The following is a 14,657-nucleotide window of genomic DNA, read 5'->3' on the forward strand; positions in this document are numbered from 1 at the left end:
GAAACGGGGGCGGCCGGGGTCCCCGCCGCCCCCACCTGCGCGTGAAGGAGGCCGCCGTGGCCCACGAGGAGATCGTCGACCGCTACTCCAGGTTCGCCAGGACCGCGATGACCGGCCGGCCCGGCGACGACCCCGCCTCAGCGGATGACTCCTCCTTCGAGGAGGGTTGCTTCGGCGCCGCCGGCTACGACGACACCGCCGCCCTGCCCGACGGCGCCCTGCGCGCCAGTCTGGGCTGCGGCAATCCCGTCGCCGTCGCCGACCTCCATGAGGGCGACGTCGTGCTCGACCTCGGCTCCGGCGGCGGAATCGACGTCCTGCTGTCCGCCCGCCGCGTCGGCCCCACCGGCAAGGTCTACGGCCTGGACGCCAGCCCCGACATGCTGAGCCTCGCCCGCGACAACGCCGCACAGGCCGGCGTGACCAACACCGAGTTCCTGCACGGCACCATCGAGCACGTCCCGCTGCCCGGCCGCACGGTCGACGTGGTCATCTCCAACTGCGTCATCAACCTGTCCGACGACAAGGCCGCCACCCTGACCGAGGCGTTCCGGGTCCTGCGCCCCGGCGGCCGCTTCGGCGTCAGCGACGTCGTCACCGAGGACTCCGTACCCGACCAGGACCTGCGCCGCCGCACCGAGACCCGCATCGGGTGCACGGCCGGCTCCCTGACCGTCGGCGAGTACCGCACCCTGCTCCTGGACGCCGGCTTCACCGGCATCACCATCACCCCGACCGCCGACCACGGCGACGGCGTCCACTCGGCCATCGTCAAGGCCGGCAAGCCGCCCGTCGCCCCCGGCTTCGAGATCCGCCCCATGCGGGCCGAGGACGCCGGCCAGGTCCTGAGCGTCTACCAGCTCGGCCTCGACACCGGCCACGCCAGCTTCGAGACCACCGCCCCGTCCTGGGAGACGTTCAGTTCCGCCCGCCTCGGCAACCTGCGTTACGTCGTCACCGACACCCGTACGGATCAGGTGGTGGCCTGGGTGGCCGCCTCCCGCGTCTCCGCCCGTCCCGTCTACGCCGGCGTCGTCGAACACAGCATCTACGTCCACCCCGGCTACGGTTCCCGGGGCCTGGGCCGGGCCCTCCTGAACGCCTTCGTCACCGCGAGCGAGGACGCCGGCGTCTGGACCATCCAATCGGGCGTATTCCCGGAGAACACGGCCAGTCTGGCGCTGCACCGGGCGGCCGGCTTCCGCGTCATCGGCACCCGCGAACGCGTCGGCCGCCATCACGGCGTCTGGCGCGACGTCCTCATGATCGAACGCCGCAGCCCCGCCGTCTGACGTCACCAGTGCGGAACCGGCGGCTGTCAAAGACTCGTGTGGCCGGCGGCCGCGACCGGTCCTCATCACCTGTCGCGGCCGCGCGGGTGTGGAGGTCGGTCACCGCCGTCAGCACCCGCCGTCAGCAGCCACCGGAGGAGGCGGGAGCGCCGATGGCGACCTGCAGCGTTGCCGGGGCGGCGCAGCAGCCGCCGGAGGCCTGCGCCGCGTCGGGCTGGTCGAACAGACCGGAGCCGCCGCACACCCCGGTCTCGGGCAGGACCAGTTCGACGCGTTCGGCGGCCTCGCGGTCGCCGGCCAGGGCGGCGGCGATGGAGCGGGTCTGCTCGTACCCGGTCATGGCCAGGAACGTCGGGGCGCGGCCGTAGGACTTCATCCCGACCAGATAGATCCCCTGCTCGGGGTGGGAGAGTTCGCCCTCGCCGTGGGGGTAGACGGTGCCGCAGGAGTGCACGTTGGGGTCGATCAGCGGTGCCAGCGCGTGGGGGGCCTGAAGGCGCTCGTCCAGGCCGAGGCGGACCTCGGTCAGGAACGACAGGTCGGGGCGGAAGCCGGTCGCCACGATGACCTCGTCGATCGGCTCGGTGCGGCGGCCGTCATCGGCGATGAGCACCAGGCGGGTGCCGTCATGCTCGATCGCGGCGGTGCGGAAGCCGGTGACCGTGGTGGCGTGGCCGGCCTCGACGGCGGCCTTGGCGGCGAGCCCGAGGGCGCCGCGTGCGGGAAGCTGGTCGGCCTCGCCGCCGCCGAAGGTGCCGGCACCGATGCCGCGTCGCAGGATCCAGACCGCGTGCGTGCCGGGCTCCTGCTCGGCCAGGTCGGCGAGGGCGGCCAGCGCGGTGAAGGCCGAGGCTCCGGAGCCGACCACCGCGGTGCGGCGACCGGCGTATCGGGCGCGTACGGCGGGGTCGCGCAGGTCGGGGACGCGGTAGGAGATGCGGTCGGCCGCGCTCTTTTCGCCGAGCGCGGGCAGGCCGTCGCCGCCGAGCGGGTTGGGGGTGGTCCAGGTGCCGGAGGCGTCGATGACCGCGCGGGCGGTGATGCGCTCTTCGCGGCCGTCGGCGGTGCGTACGTGCACGCTGAAGGGCTGCTCGTCGCGGCCGGAGTCGACGACGCGGTCGCGGCCGGCCTTGGCCACGCCGGTGACGGTCGTGGTGTAGCGGACCTTGTCGCCGAGTGCGTCGGCGAGCGGCTGCAGGTACAGCTCGGCCCAGTCTCCGCCGGTCGGGTACGTCGCCGCGTCCGGGCGGACCCAGCCGGTCGGGGCGAGCAGCTTTTCGGCGGCAGGGTCGACGACCTCGCCCCAGGTGGAGAACAGCCGCACGTGTGACCACTCCCGGACGGCGGATCCGGCCGCGGGGCCGGCCTCCAGCACCAGCGGGTCCAGTCCGCAGTCGATCAGGTGGGCGGCAGCGGCAAGGCCGATGGGACCGGCTCCGATCACGACAACGGGCAGTTCAGCGGCGGGCATAGTCACGACGTCTCCTCTATTTCGACATCCGTCTATGAGTTGCGCGGCCAGCATGGCACCTGATTCGATGAACGTCAACATAGACACTCATCGAAATAAGGAGAGGGTTCGGGGCTTGAGTGGCAGCGCAGCCTGTCGTCCAACTCGCTGCGAGGAGTGGGCCGAGACGCAGCGCGCACCGTCCGGCGGCCGGCCGCCCGGCTCCGCCGCTGACTGGGATGCAATTCTCCATCCCACGAGCGAATCGGCCGGTCCTCACGAATTAGTTCGATGTATGTCAACATAGATGGATGTCGAATAGGCGGACGCTGCCGGTGCTGGAGTCTGATGTGGTGGTGCCGTGCTGCCCGCCGCTGACCGAACGCACGCTCACGGCCGCCGAAGCCGAGCGGACGGCGGCGATGTTCAAGGCACTCAGCGACCCGGTGCGGCTGCGCCTGTTCTCCGCCGTGGCCTCCGCTCCCAGCGGCGAGGCGTGCGTGTGTGACATCTCCGACGTCGGGGTGTCCCAGCCGACCGTCTCCCACCATCTGAAAAAGCTCAAGGAGGCCGGTCTGCTGGCCTCCGAGCGGCGGGGCACCTGGGTGTACTACCGGGTCGAGCCGAGCGTGCTGGCCGGAATGGGCCGGCTGCTAACCGGCGCCGGTGAATTCACGACGCCAGGCAAGGGAGACGTAGACCAGCGCCACCAGCACGGGGACCTCGATCAGCGGCCCGACGACCCCCGACAGGGCCTGGCCGGAGGTGACGCCGAAGGTGGCGATGGCCACGGCGATCGCGAGCTCGAAGTTGTTGCCGGCCGCGGTGAAGGCCAGCGTGGCGGTGCGGTCGTACGGCAGGCCAAGGGCCTTGCCGAGAGCGAAGGCGCCGAACCACATCAGGGCGAAGTAGGCCAGCAGCGGCAGGGCGATGCGGGCGACGTCGGCGGGCTCGGAGGTGATCGTCTCGCCCTGCAGGGCGAACAGGATCACGATCGTGAACAGCAGCCCGTACAGCGCGAAGGAGCCGACCTTCGGTAGGAACACGTTCTCGTAGCGTTCGCGGCCGACCCGGCGCTCACCCAGGCGGCGGGTGAGGAAGCCGGCGAGCAGTGGGATGCCGAGGAAGATGACGACGTTCAGAGCGATCTTCCATGCGGAGATGTCGAGGTGCTGCCCCTGGCCGAGACCGAGCAGGCCGGGCAGCAGGTCGAGGTAGAACCAGCTCAGCAGGCCGAACGCCAGGACCTGGAACACACTGTTGAGCGCCACCAGGACGGCGGCGGCCTCGCGGTCGCCGCCGGCCAGGTCGTTCCAGATGATGACCATGGCGATGCAGCGGGCCAGGCCGACAATGATCAGGCCTGTGCGGTACTCCGGCAGGTCCGGCAGGAAGATCCATGCCAGGGCGAACATCACGGCCGGGCCGATGACCCAGTTGACGACCAGCGAGGAGATCATCAGGCGGCGGTCGCCGGTGACGGCGTCCAGCGTGTCGTAGCGGACCTTTGCCAGCACTGGATACATCATGATCAGCAGGCCGAGGGCGATCGGCAGAGAGATGCCGCCGATCGCGACCTTCGACAGCACGTCGTTCAGGCCCGGGACGGCACGGCCCAGGCCGAGGCCCAGGGCCATGGCGGCCAGGATCCACACCGCCAGGAAGCGGTCCAGCAGCGGCAACTTCCCCGCCACGCCCCCGCGCGTGGCGCGTGCGGAGGCGGTGGCTGTCATGGGCAGGCCCTCTTCCTGTCAGTGGAGGCGGTGGCGTGAGCGGTCTCGGCCAATTCGGCGAACCGCCCCGCCAGAGCGGCGATGACGTCAGGCTTGAGCCGGTAGTAGGTGAACCGGCCGCACGGCTCGGTGTCCACCACTCCGGCGTCCCGCAGCACCTTCAGGTGGTTGGACAGGTTGGTCTGGCGCGCACCGGTCTCCTCCACCAGATGCGTGGTGCACAGCGTCTCCCGGGCGAGCAGGGTCACGATCTGCAGCCGCAGGGGATCGGCCAGCACCCGCAATAGATCAGTGTCGACTGACATCAGCATGTACTGATACTGTCACATCAGTCGATGCTGATGCGAACCTGCCGCCCCGGCTGCCACCTCCTGCATGCTCCCGCCGGACCTGGAGGGTTTCCCGTGACCACGTCACCGTCGCCTGTCCTGCCAGACGAACGCCTCACGGCCGAGCGCCTGGACGCCCTCGCCCACACCGAAGACCAGGCAGGCAGCGCCACACCCAGGGTGCTGTTCGTGCGCAGCCGCAACGCGGGGCGTTCCCAGATGGCCGCGGCCCTACTGAACGTCCGCGCAGGCGGCGTCATCGTCTCCTCCGCAGGCAACGACCCCGCCGCCGAGATCGAGCCGGAAATCGCCGCTCCCCGGAGGCCGGTCCGCGCGACCCGCGACGCGATCGACTCGCACATCACCGACCTGCTCACCACCCTGTCCCCGCCATCATCAGCAAGGAAGAACGAAGATGCCCACGACCGCTCCTGTCGCGTCCGTGCTGTTCGTCTGCGTGCACAACGCCGGCCGCTCCCAGATGGCCGCCGGCTTCCTCTCCCACCTGGCCGGTGACCGCATCGAGGTCCGCTCCGCCGGATCCCTGCCCGCCGAGCAGGTCAACCCGGCCGCAGTGGAGGCGATGAAGGAGGTCGGCATCGACATCTCCAGCCAAGCCCCCAGGGTGCTCACTCCCGAGGTCGTCCAAGCCTCTGACTACGTCATCACCATGGGCTGCGGGGACGCCTGCCCGATCTTCCCCGGCAAGAAGTACCTCGACTGGGCCCTAGACGACCCTGCCGGCAAGGGCGTCGAGGCCGTCCGCCCGATCCGTGACGAGATCAGAAGTCGCATCGAATCTCTGATAGCCGAGATCGACGTCCGATCGGAGAGCTGATGCTTCTTCGATGCACGTACGGCCCTGCCTCGTCTTTCTGGCCAGAGGGCTGTTCGTGGTCCAGCAGGTATTGAAGGGCGCCCGAGCGGGCGTGTGCGCCATGCTAGCCGACCGGTCAGGTATCAAACGGTTGATCGGTCGTACACTTGCGGTATGGGACGGACCAGCGACGCCAAGGAGAAGATCCTCGACGCGGCGCGATCGCTCATCGAGCTGCGCGGCTACTCCGCCCTGGGGGTGGCCGAGATCTGCAAGGCGGCCGGCGTGCCCAAAGGCAGCTTCTACTACTTCTTCGCCTCCAAGGAGGCGCTGGCTCTGGCGGTGATCGACGAGCACTGGGCGGCCCAGGAGCGCGACTGGAAGCGGATCCTGGGCGGTCAGGCGCCGCCGCTGCAGCGGCTGCGGCAGCTGTTCGAGGCGACGGAGGCCACCTTGCGCAGCGGGCAGCGCAGCTGCGGCAGCGTCGCGGGGTGTCTGTTCGGCAACCTGACGCTGGAGCTGAGCAACCAGACCGAGGCCATCCGCGCGCGGCTGCAGGAGATCTTCGACGCGCACGTCGAGATGATCGAGGCCGTCATCGCCGAGGCCGTCGCCAGGGGGGAGGCCAGGGTGGCCGAGACCCGGCAGGCCGCGCGGTCGGTGGTGGCGCAGATGGAGGGGCAGGTGCTGTTCGCCAAGCTCTACAACGACCCGCAGCGGATGGGAGTCCTGTGGGCCGGCTGCCTGGCGCTGCTCGGCGCCGAGGCGCCGGCGCCCAGTGAGGTGGCCGTCGGCCTCTGACTTCCGCCCGCTGGTAGGCCTGGCCTCTCACCGCCTCAGTAGCATGACGGTGTGGAGCTGCGCCAGCTGCGATACTTCGTCGCGGTCGCCGAGGAGCTGAACTTCGGCCGCGCCGCCGGCCGGCTGCTGATCGCCGGGCCCTCGCTGTCCCAGCAGATCAAGGCGCTGGAACGGGATCTGGGCGTGCGCCTGTTCGACCGGGATCGCCGGTCGGTGTCGCTCACCCCAGCCGGGGCCGCGCTGCTGGCCGACGCGCGGGCCTTGGTCGAGCGCGCCGACGAGCTGCGGCAGCGGGCCCGCCGGCTGTCCGGCTCGGAGCCGGTGCGGCTCGGCTACGTCAACTGGCTCCCGCCGGACCTGGGCGCCCGCACGGCGGCGGTGGCCCGGGTGCACGTCGACGCCTGGGTCGCGCCGTCGCACACCCAGGCCGCCCGGGTCGCCGACGGCGGTCTCGATCTCGCGGTGTGCTGGGTGCGCGCCCGCGACCTGCAGCAACGCGGCCTGCGCGCGCAGTTCATCGGCGCCGACCGGCTGTACGCGGTGGCCACCGGCCGGGACACCGGTGACGTTCCGGCCGCGGAGACCGGTGTCCTGCTCGACGACGACGTCACCTCCTGGTCGTCGTGGAACGTCTACGCCGAGGAGCTGGCCGGTCGGACCGGGGCCCGCGCGGTGCGCGTCTCCGACGGCGGTATCACCGGCCCGGCCTTCTTCGACCACGTGCGCCGCTGCGACCGCCCGATCGTCAACTCGCCCAAAGGGCAGAGCGCGTCGCTGCCGCCGGACCTGGTGCGGCGGCAGATCGTCGCGCCGGAGGTGTACTGGACCTGGTCGCTGGTGTGGCGGCGTGGTGAGGACCGCACCTCCGTACTGGACGTCGTGCAGGCCCTGCGCCCCGACGGCGACTTCGGCATCCACGGCGCGGACGCCTGGCTGCCCGAGGACGACCCGCACCGGCGCTGACCGCCCTCGACCCGCCTGGACTCCCTCATGCACCAGCGCTAAGAGGTTCTGCCTATCAGGTAGGAGGATTCCGGTCCCGGCCCAGCTTTGACTTCTCCTTGGCCACTGCCTAACTTCACATATGAATAGACGACCGATCGTCTATTGCAGACTGTGAAGAGGCTAGAAGGAGTCATCATGGGCATCCAGCAGCAGAAGGTCGCTCTGGTTACGGGCGCGTCGCAGGGTATCGGTGTCGGCCTGGTCGAGGGCTACCGCAGACTCGGCCACGCCGTCGTCGCCGTCTCGCGCACCATCGCTCCCTCGGCTGATCCCGGCGTCGTCACCGTGCAGGGCGATGTCGCCGACCGGGCCACCGCCGAGCGCGCGGTCGCCGCGGCGGTGGAGCGATTCGGCCGCCTGGACACGCTGATCAACAACGCGGGCATCTTCGTCGCCAAGCCGTTCACCGACTACACGCTCGGCGACTACGCCGCCATTCGGGGGGTGAATCTCGACGGCTTCTTCCACGTCACCCAGCTCGCCATCGCCCGCATGCTGGCGCAGGGCGGCGGCGGTCACGTGGTCACCATCACCACCAGCCTGGTCGACAACCCCGACGCGCGGGTGCCGTCCGTGCTGGCCTCGCTGACCAAGGGCGGCCTGCAGGCGGCCACCAGGTCCCTGGCCATCGAGTACGCCACGCGCGGCGTCCGGGTCAACGCCGTCTCGCCCGGCTCCGTCAAGACGCCCATGCACCCCGAGGAGACCCACGAGGCGCTGGCGGCACTACACCCGGTACGCCGGATGGGCGAGCTGAGCGACGTCGTGGACGCGGTCCTGTTCCTGGAGAACGCACCCTTCGTCACCGGCGAGATCCTGCACGTCGACGGCGGCATGAGCGCCGGTCACTGAGCGTCCCATGAACACCGACACGGACACCGAGGCGATTCTGCGGGACGTGCTGGACCGGTGGCGGGCCGGCGTCGGCGCGCACCGGCCGCAGCAGGTCGCCGCCCTGTTCACCGAAGACGCGATCTTCCAGGGGCTGCGCCCCTACAGCGTCGGCAGGCCGGGCGTCGCCGCCTACTACGACTCCCAGCCGGCCGGGCTGACCGCCGCGTACCGCATCGTCGAGTCCAGATCCCTCGCCGCCGACCTCGTCCTCGGCTACCTGGCCGTCGACTTCTCCTTCACCGACCGGCCCACCCTCCACGTCCATCTCAGCGTGCTGGTGAAGCGGACCGAGGAGGGCTGGCGCATCGCCCACTACCAGGTCTCCCGGCTCGAGTGAGGAGCGGCGATCGCACCGGGGAACAAGCCACGGCGAGCGGACGGCTACGCGCTGTCAGGCAGGGCGGAGGAGGGCGACCAGGAAGGCCGCGTCGTTCCTGAACGGACGAAGGTCCCAGGTGGACAGCAGCAGGTCGGGTTCGAGCGCGACGGCGGCCGCGTCCGCGAAGAACTCGCCGAACTCGTAACCGCGGCCGCCGCCGAAACCGATCGCGGCCCGGCCGCCCGGCGCGAGGTGCGCACGGAAGCGCCTCAGCACCTCACGACGAGTGCTCGGTGCGAGGAACGTCATCACGTTTCCGGCGCAGACGACGGCGTCGAACGGCGTGGGGATGCCCCGCGAGGGAAGGTCGAGTTCGGCCAGGTCGCCGACCAGCCATCGCGGCCCCGGGTGGTCCTGCTCGGCGGCCTTGATCAGAGCCGGGTCGACGTCGACGCCGACGACGTCGTGCCCGGCCTCGGCCAGCGCGCCACCGACGCGGCCGGACCCGCAGCCGGCGTCGAGGATGCGGGCATGGCGCGGCACCATGGAGTCCACAAGGCGGGCTTCCCCGGCGAGGTCGTCGCCGGCGCGGGCCATGGACCGGAAGCGCTCGATGAACCAGGTGGAGTGATCGGGGTCGGCGGCGACCTTCTGCATCCAGATGCTCTGTTCAGCCATGCCTGCATTCTCCCGGACCGGAGGAGGCGGCAGGCGACCGCCGAAGGACGCACCGGCGAGGCCGATGCCCAGGTCCGGCCGTCCGGGCCGCGGGTCCCGGCGCTCAGCGCGGAGATAGGCCGCCGATCCGTCCGACGACGACGCTGGTGCCGATTCCGGCGGCCCGCGGGTGCGTGGGGAACAGTTCGGTGAAGGTCGGATAGGCGGCCGTCCAGGCTCCCGTGGCGACGGCGTTCGCCAGCATGGTGGCAGCGAGGACCAGGCCCTTGTCGCCCGTGGACGTCGCCGCGGCGAGCACTCCGATGCCCGCCGCGGCGCTCCGAACAGTACGCCGAGCAACCACGCCCAGAAGATCCGGGACGACTGCTCGACCGTCGCCTGGAAATGCTCGCTGAGCGGATTGATGACACTGCCGACGAGGCCGGGTGCCCGGCGTTCGAGCGCGTCAGGGTTTCAGCAGTCCGGCCAGGAGAACCTTCACCCGGTCGTGGATCTCGTCTCTGATCACACGCACGGCTTCGACGCCCTGCCCGGCCGGGTCGTCGAGTTTCCAGTCCTCGTACCGCCTGCCGGGGAAGACCGGGCAGGCGTCACCGCAGCCCATAGTGATGATCACGTCGGCCGCCTGGACGGCCTCGGCGGTGAGGAGCTTCGGCGTCGCGGCGCTGATGTCGATGCCGACCTCACGCATGGCGTCGACGGCGGCGGGGTTGACCCGCTCCGCGGGCGCCGACCCGGCTGAACGGACCTGGACGCGGTCGCCGGCCAGATGCGCGAGCCAACCGGCCGCCATCTGGGAACGGCCGGCGTTGTGCACGCACACGAACAGGACACTGGGTATCGGGGGCATGGCTGGTCCCTTCGATCGGTCGGGGAGCGGGGCGGACCGGCCCCCGTCACGAGAGAAGAAGATACGCCCCGGCGGCCACGGCGGCGGCGACGGGCGGCGTGCACAGCCATGCGATCAGGAGGTCGCGGACCGTCTTCTTGTTGAGCCTGGACAGATCGTTGGCCGCGATGCCGGAGATGGCCCCCGCCGACACCTGGGTGGTCGACATGGGCAGTCCCAGGATGGCGCCCAGTCCGACGAGGCCCGCGGTCGTGAGGTTGGCGGTGAAACCTTCGACGTGCGGAATCTTGATCACGGAGTACGCGAGCCGGTCGGCGATGCGGGAGCCCGCCACGACGCCTCCGACGGCCATGGCCGCGGTCACGGCGAGCAGCAGGCCGGTCGGGGTCATCCCGCCCACCAGTGCGAAGGAGCCGATAGCAACGATCTTGGGTGCGTCGTTGAGGCCTCGGGCGAAGCTCGCCAGCCCGCTTGTCGCCCAGTGGGCGACCCCGATGGCTTTCTGCGCCTTGGTCGGCTCGACCTGTGCCGTCACGGTCGCGACCTGCGCCGCATCACGGTCCGGGACCGGAGCCGGGGTCCTTTCCCTTCTCGCGGTACGGATCGTCACGACCTTCCGGGTGAGGATTCCCAGTACGGCCGAGATGGCGTAGGCCACCAGGATGCTCAGCAGCAGCGGCTGCACGACCTTCCCGAGCAGTCCACCCCACTCGACGGCAGAGCCGGCGAACAGGCTCCCGGCGCCGAGCAGCGAGCCCACCAGGGCATGGGTGGTGGAGACGGGCAGTTTCAGGATCGTGGCCAGGACGACCCAGAAGATGGTTCCGATCAGCACCGCGACCGTGAAAGCCGGGGTGGGCGTGGCGGAGACGATGCCTTTGGAGAAGAGCTGGGTCATCTTCGAAGCCAACGTCAGCGAGACGAGGCAGCCGAGGGCGGTGGCCACCGTGCCCCATGCGATGGCCGTGCGGATCTTCGTCACACCCGCGCCGGCGAGCGTGGCGACGCCCTTCGGCACGTCGTTCGCTCCGTTGGCGGCGGCCAGCAGGAGCACGAGCAAGAGTACGAGCACTTCCATGCGTCTGCCTCCGGGGGTAGTGGTGCTCGTGAGTGAAAGCGCGCGCGGCAACAGGTAAGGCCGGGCCGGACTACACGTCAGAAGGAAGAGCGATTCTCGGAGCCGACGCATCGGGCGCCGCCGCCTGCTCGGCGTTCATCCTTTCGTCACCTGAAGTTCATGATCGCTGTTCATCTCTCCGACGGCAATAGCGCCAGGACGGTCGAGGGTGCTTCGCCTGACCTCACTGGGCAGCGGCCGGCCGCCAGGGCAGGTGCACCGGTTCGGCGGGGAGGTCACCGGCGAGCAGCCGGGGCAGAAGCGCGCCGATGCCGACGGGGAAGACGAGGTCGGAGGTGGTCTGAAGTTCGTGGACGGTCCACCAGCGGTGTGCGGCGATCGCCTCGAGTTCGTGGGCCTCCAGGTCCGAGGGAGCCAAGGTCAGATGGTCGAGGCGGGTGAAGAAGAACGAGTCGACAGCGTGCAGGGTGAACTCGCCGAATCGGGCAGGACCGGAGGAGACCGCCACCACCGGACTCAGCCGCTGCGGAGCGAGGAGGTGACCGGTCTCCTCGAACAGTTCGCGCACCGCCGCCTGAGAGAGGGTTTCCCCGTCTTCGACACCACCGCCGGGCGTGGCCCAGAAGTGGGAGGCGGGCAGATCGTCGGAGGCCCGGAAACGGAACAACAGGAGCCGATCGTCGCGGTCGACCAGCAGAACGCGGGCGCTGGCCCGCACGGCGGGAACGGTCACTCCGCCGATCTTAGGCGGCGGCCCGGGGCAGGGAAGGAACCCGTCGCCGGTGCGTTCCCGAGCGTCGCGGATGGTTTGCGGCGGGACCGGTTCGTCGTTCGCCGCGCGGTGTCCTTGGACTGAAACTTTCAGCTTCCGGTCCTCGAAACTTTCCGGCTCCCTATCTCCAGTACGTGCGAACAACTGGCAGGGAAGTGGCGATCATGTCGCTGACGTGGAGCGGGAGGGAGTAAGACCCTTCCCGCATGGATCACCCTGATGCGGATGTCTGTGTGCCCACCCGGGGTCGATGCGGTGGAGGGCGACTCCCGCAGGGCGCAATGCTATGTTTCGCGCCATATTTAGTTGTTGTTGCGTAGATAAGACGGCTCTACTTTCGGTTGCCGAAGTATCCGAATCGGTTCGACGGTAGCGCACCAATGTTCCACCCATGTTCCACCGTTCATCAGTGCGTCCTGATGCGACCGGCGAGAGCGGTTCCACGCAGCGCGGGCCCTCCGTCCGCCACGACAAGGACCTGTGAAAGAAGACGAAGGAGGCCACTCTTGAATCTGCGGCTCTTACGCAGAGCGCGGCTGTGGGTGAGCATGGTCGCCGGCGCCCTGGCCGTGCTGCTGCCGGCGGGGGTGATGACGGCCGTCAACGCCCAGGCGGCCGCGGGCTGCCGCGTGGCGTACGCGGTCACCTCCCAGTGGCCGGGCGGTTTCACCGCCGACGTGGGCGTCACCAACCTCGGTGACCCGATCAACGGCTGGAGGCTCGCCTGGACGTTCCCCTCGGGGCAGCAGGTCACCCAGCCGTGGAACAGCACGATCACCTCGTCGGGCGCGCAGGTCACTGCCGTCAACGTGAGCTGGAACGCGGCCATCGCGACCAACGCGTCGGTCTCCTTCGGCTTCAACGGGTCGTGGTCGGGTGCCAACACCGCGCCGAGCACCTTCACGCTCAACGGCGTCACGTGCACCGGGAACGTCGGCTCGCCGTCGCCGTCGGCGAGCCCGTCGCGGTCCCCGTCGCCGTCACCCTCTCCCTCTCCGTCGCCCAGCCCGTCGCCGTCCCCCTCGCCGTCGGCGTCTCCGCAGCCGGGCGACGCGATGGCCAGGGTGGCCGCCATGCAGCCTGGCTGGAACCTGGGCAACACCTTCGACGCGATCCCCGACGAGACGTCATGGGGCAACCCGCCGACGACCCAGGCCATGCTGCACTACGTGCGGTCCCAGGGATACAACAGCATCCGGATCCCGATCACCTGGAGCGACCACCACGGCCCGGCGCCGGACTACACCCTCGACGCCGCCTGGCTGAGCCGCGTGCGCCAGGTGGTCGACTGGTCGCTCGCCGAGGGCTTCTACGTGATGATCAACCTCCATCACGACTCCTGGCAGTGGATCAACGGGTACCCGGGCGACCGTACGACCGTGATGAACCGGTACAACGCGCTGTGGCGGCAGCTCGCCGGCGCGTTCCGTGACCACTCGCAGAAGCTGGTGTTCGAGAGCATCAACGAGCCGCAGTTCACCGGCACCTCGGGAGACGGCGAGAGCGATCAGGTGCTGAACGAGCTCAACACCGCGTTCGTCCGCCTGGTGCGCGCGTCCGGCGGCGGCAACGCCACCCGGCTGCTCGTGCTGCCCACCCTGTACACCAGCTCCGAGCAGGCCCGGCTGGACGCGCTGACGGGCACCTTCAACCAGCTGCACGATCCCAACCTCGCCGCGACGGTGCACTTCTACGGGTGGTGGCCGTTCAGCGCCAACATCGCCGGTGGCACCCGCTACGACAGCAACGTCGAAAGCGACCTGGTCGGCGGCTTCGACCGGGTGTACAACACGTTCGTGTCCCGGGGGATCCCGGTGATCATCGGAGAGTGGGCGCTGCTCGCCTACGACTACACCCGGCCCGGCATCATCGAACGCGGCGAGTTCCTGAAGTACATCGAGGCCGTCGGCTACAACGCCCGCATCCGCAAGCTCACCACCATGCTCTGGGACGCGGGTTCGTTCCTGGAACGCAACGAGCTGCGATGGCGGGACCAGGGCGTCTACGAGATGATGAAGGCCAGCTGGACCATGCGATCCGGCACGGCCTCCTCCGACCAGGTGTATCTCCCGCGCAGCGGCACGATCACCGCCAGGTCGCTCACGCTCAACCTCAACGGCACCTCGTTCCAGGGCCTGCGGCAGGGCGGCACCAACCTCGCGAACGGCACGGACTACACCGTGTCCGGCACCACGCTGACCCTCACCGCGGCCGCCCTCACCCGGCTGGCCGGCAACCGGGCGTACGGCGTGAACGCCACCATCGAGGCCCGCTTCTCCCAGGGCGCGCCCTGGCAGATCAGCATCATCACCTCTGACCCGCCGACCCAGGCCGCCGCCACCGGCACGACCTCCTCGTTCTCCATCCCCACACAGTTCCGCGGTGACCAGCTCGCCACGATGGAGGCCAAGTACGCCGACGGCAGCCCCGCCGGACCGGCCAACTGGACCTCGTACAAGGAGTTCTGGGCGAGCTTCCAGCCCGACTACACCGCGAACACCATCATCCTGAAACCCGAGTTCTTCGCCGAGGTCAACGACGGCCGCGTCACCCTCACCTTCCACTTCTGGAGTGGAACGAAGATCACCTACTACATCACCAAGTCCGGCGCCAACGTGACCGGCAGCACCACCTGACCA

15 protein-coding genes and 1 pseudogene are annotated in these 14,657 nt (G+C 69.8%); 8 read left to right on the plus strand and 8 right to left on the minus strand.

The features are described from left to right. Positions 1-56 precede the first annotated feature (56 nt). Positions 57-1,292: a GNAT family N-acetyltransferase gene (locus HHX37_RS10015; RefSeq protein ID WP_220502742.1), complete on the plus strand. Its 1,236-nt coding sequence runs from the start codon at positions 57-59 to the stop codon at positions 1,290-1,292. Positions 1,293-1,413: 121 nt separating this feature from the next. Here the strand turns inward: HHX37_RS10015 and HHX37_RS10020 are convergent, their stop codons facing one another. Next, positions 1,414-2,763, minus strand: a complete 1,350-nt coding sequence (locus HHX37_RS10020) for an NAD(P)-binding domain-containing protein (protein WP_220502796.1) — start codon at positions 2,761-2,763, stop codon at positions 1,414-1,416. 401 nt (positions 2,764-3,164) lie between these two features. Here HHX37_RS10020 and HHX37_RS37670 point away from each other — a divergent pair. Beyond that, positions 3,165-3,320: pseudogene (locus tag HHX37_RS37670) on the plus strand (ArsR/SmtB family transcription factor); the annotation flags it as partial. A gap of 75 nt (positions 3,321-3,395) precedes the next feature. Here HHX37_RS37670 and arsB read toward each other — a convergent pair. Further along, a complete protein-coding gene (gene arsB, locus HHX37_RS10030; RefSeq protein ID WP_182885222.1) occupies positions 3,396-4,475 on the minus strand; it encodes an ACR3 family arsenite efflux transporter in 1,080 nt (359 codons plus the stop codon). Further along, positions 4,472-4,786: an ArsR/SmtB family transcription factor gene (locus HHX37_RS10035; protein WP_182876443.1), complete on the minus strand. Its 315-nt coding sequence runs from the start codon at positions 4,784-4,786 to the stop codon at positions 4,472-4,474. The genes arsB and HHX37_RS10035 overlap by 4 nt, the downstream gene beginning before the upstream one ends. 433 nt (positions 4,787-5,219) lie before the next feature. Between HHX37_RS10035 and HHX37_RS10040 the strand changes: the two genes are divergently transcribed. The 5 genes from HHX37_RS10040 (at position 5,220) to HHX37_RS10060 (ending at position 8,658) form a co-directional block, all read left to right on the plus strand. After that, positions 5,220-5,642 carry an arsenate reductase ArsC gene (locus tag HHX37_RS10040; RefSeq protein ID WP_182885223.1) on the plus strand — a complete coding sequence of 141 codons (423 nt, stop codon included), beginning with the start codon at positions 5,220-5,222 and terminating at the stop codon, positions 5,640-5,642. A gap of 153 nt (positions 5,643-5,795) precedes the next feature. Next, complete coding sequence (locus HHX37_RS10045) at positions 5,796-6,422, plus strand: TetR/AcrR family transcriptional regulator (protein ID WP_182885224.1); 627 nt, start codon at positions 5,796-5,798, stop codon at positions 6,420-6,422. A gap of 51 nt (positions 6,423-6,473) precedes the next feature. After that, positions 6,474-7,385, plus strand: coding sequence for a LysR family transcriptional regulator (locus HHX37_RS37675; RefSeq protein ID WP_182882112.1), 912 nt, complete (start codon positions 6,474-6,476; stop codon positions 7,383-7,385). Positions 7,386-7,562: 177 nt separating this feature from the next. Continuing rightward, positions 7,563-8,279 carry an SDR family NAD(P)-dependent oxidoreductase gene (locus HHX37_RS10055; RefSeq protein ID WP_182885225.1) on the plus strand — a complete coding sequence of 239 codons (717 nt, stop codon included), beginning with the start codon at positions 7,563-7,565 and terminating at the stop codon, positions 8,277-8,279. 7 nt (positions 8,280-8,286) lie between these two features. Continuing rightward, positions 8,287-8,658 (plus strand): SgcJ/EcaC family oxidoreductase, encoded by a 372-nt coding sequence (locus HHX37_RS10060; RefSeq protein WP_182885226.1) that lies wholly within the window; start codon positions 8,287-8,289, stop codon positions 8,656-8,658. A gap of 54 nt (positions 8,659-8,712) precedes the next feature. On the opposite strand, the gene HHX37_RS10065 is transcribed toward HHX37_RS10060, so the two are convergent. The 5 genes from HHX37_RS10065 to HHX37_RS10085 form a co-directional block, all read right to left on the minus strand. Beyond that, positions 8,713-9,318, minus strand: coding sequence for a class I SAM-dependent methyltransferase (locus HHX37_RS10065; protein ID WP_182885227.1), 606 nt, complete (start codon positions 9,316-9,318; stop codon positions 8,713-8,715). A 103-nt stretch (positions 9,319-9,421) separates the two neighbouring features. Further along, complete coding sequence (locus tag HHX37_RS10070) at positions 9,422-9,661, minus strand: hypothetical protein (RefSeq protein ID WP_182885228.1); 240 nt, start codon at positions 9,659-9,661, stop codon at positions 9,422-9,424. A gap of 102 nt (positions 9,662-9,763) precedes the next feature. Next, the gene (locus HHX37_RS10075) at positions 9,764-10,168 is read right to left on the minus strand and encodes an arsenate reductase ArsC (protein WP_182882118.1); all 405 of its coding nucleotides are present in this window, start codon (positions 10,166-10,168) and stop codon (positions 9,764-9,766) included. Between the two features lie 46 nt (positions 10,169-10,214). Then, complete coding sequence (locus tag HHX37_RS10080; protein WP_182885229.1) at positions 10,215-11,246, minus strand: inorganic phosphate transporter; 1,032 nt, start codon at positions 11,244-11,246, stop codon at positions 10,215-10,217. 223 nt (positions 11,247-11,469) lie between these two features. Continuing rightward, the gene (locus tag HHX37_RS10085) at positions 11,470-11,979 is read right to left on the minus strand and encodes an NUDIX hydrolase (protein WP_220499435.1); all 510 of its coding nucleotides are present in this window, start codon (positions 11,977-11,979) and stop codon (positions 11,470-11,472) included. 545 nt (positions 11,980-12,524) lie between these two features. On the opposite strand from HHX37_RS10085, the gene HHX37_RS10090 reads away from it, so the two are divergent. Further along, the gene (locus tag HHX37_RS10090) at positions 12,525-14,654 is read left to right on the plus strand and encodes a cellulase family glycosylhydrolase (RefSeq protein WP_220502743.1); all 2,130 of its coding nucleotides are present in this window, start codon (positions 12,525-12,527) and stop codon (positions 14,652-14,654) included. The last annotated feature ends 3 nt before the right edge of the window (positions 14,655-14,657 follow it).

Source organism: Microbispora sp. H10885, from assembly GCF_014161415.1.
Lineage (GTDB): Bacteria > Actinomycetota > Actinomycetes > Streptosporangiales > Streptosporangiaceae > Microbispora > Microbispora triticiradicis.

What these genes read in the sequence shown, in the direction of transcription:
- HHX37_RS10020 (WP_220502796.1), bottom strand. Translation starts at nt 2,763, where the DNA reads ATGCCCGCCGCTGAACTGCCCGTTGTCGTGATCGGAGCCGGTCCCATC.
- arsB (WP_182885222.1), bottom strand. Translation starts at nt 4,475, where the DNA reads ATGACAGCCACCGCCTCCGCACGCGCCACGCGCGGGGGCGTGGCGGGG.
- HHX37_RS10035 (WP_182876443.1), bottom strand. Translation starts at nt 4,786, where the DNA reads ATGCTGATGTCAGTCGACACTGATCTATTGCGGGTGCTGGCCGATCCC.
- HHX37_RS10040 (WP_182885223.1), top strand. Translation starts at nt 5,220, where the DNA reads ATGCCCACGACCGCTCCTGTCGCGTCCGTGCTGTTCGTCTGCGTGCAC.
- HHX37_RS10045 (WP_182885224.1), top strand. Translation starts at nt 5,796, where the DNA reads ATGGGACGGACCAGCGACGCCAAGGAGAAGATCCTCGACGCGGCGCGA.
- HHX37_RS10055 (WP_182885225.1), top strand. Translation starts at nt 7,563, where the DNA reads ATGGGCATCCAGCAGCAGAAGGTCGCTCTGGTTACGGGCGCGTCGCAG.
- HHX37_RS10060 (WP_182885226.1), top strand. Translation starts at nt 8,287, where the DNA reads ATGAACACCGACACGGACACCGAGGCGATTCTGCGGGACGTGCTGGAC.
- HHX37_RS10065 (WP_182885227.1), bottom strand. Translation starts at nt 9,318, where the DNA reads ATGGCTGAACAGAGCATCTGGATGCAGAAGGTCGCCGCCGACCCCGAT.
- HHX37_RS10075 (WP_182882118.1), bottom strand. Translation starts at nt 10,168, where the DNA reads ATGCCCCCGATACCCAGTGTCCTGTTCGTGTGCGTGCACAACGCCGGC.
- HHX37_RS10080 (WP_182885229.1), bottom strand. Translation starts at nt 11,246, where the DNA reads ATGGAAGTGCTCGTACTCTTGCTCGTGCTCCTGCTGGCCGCCGCCAAC.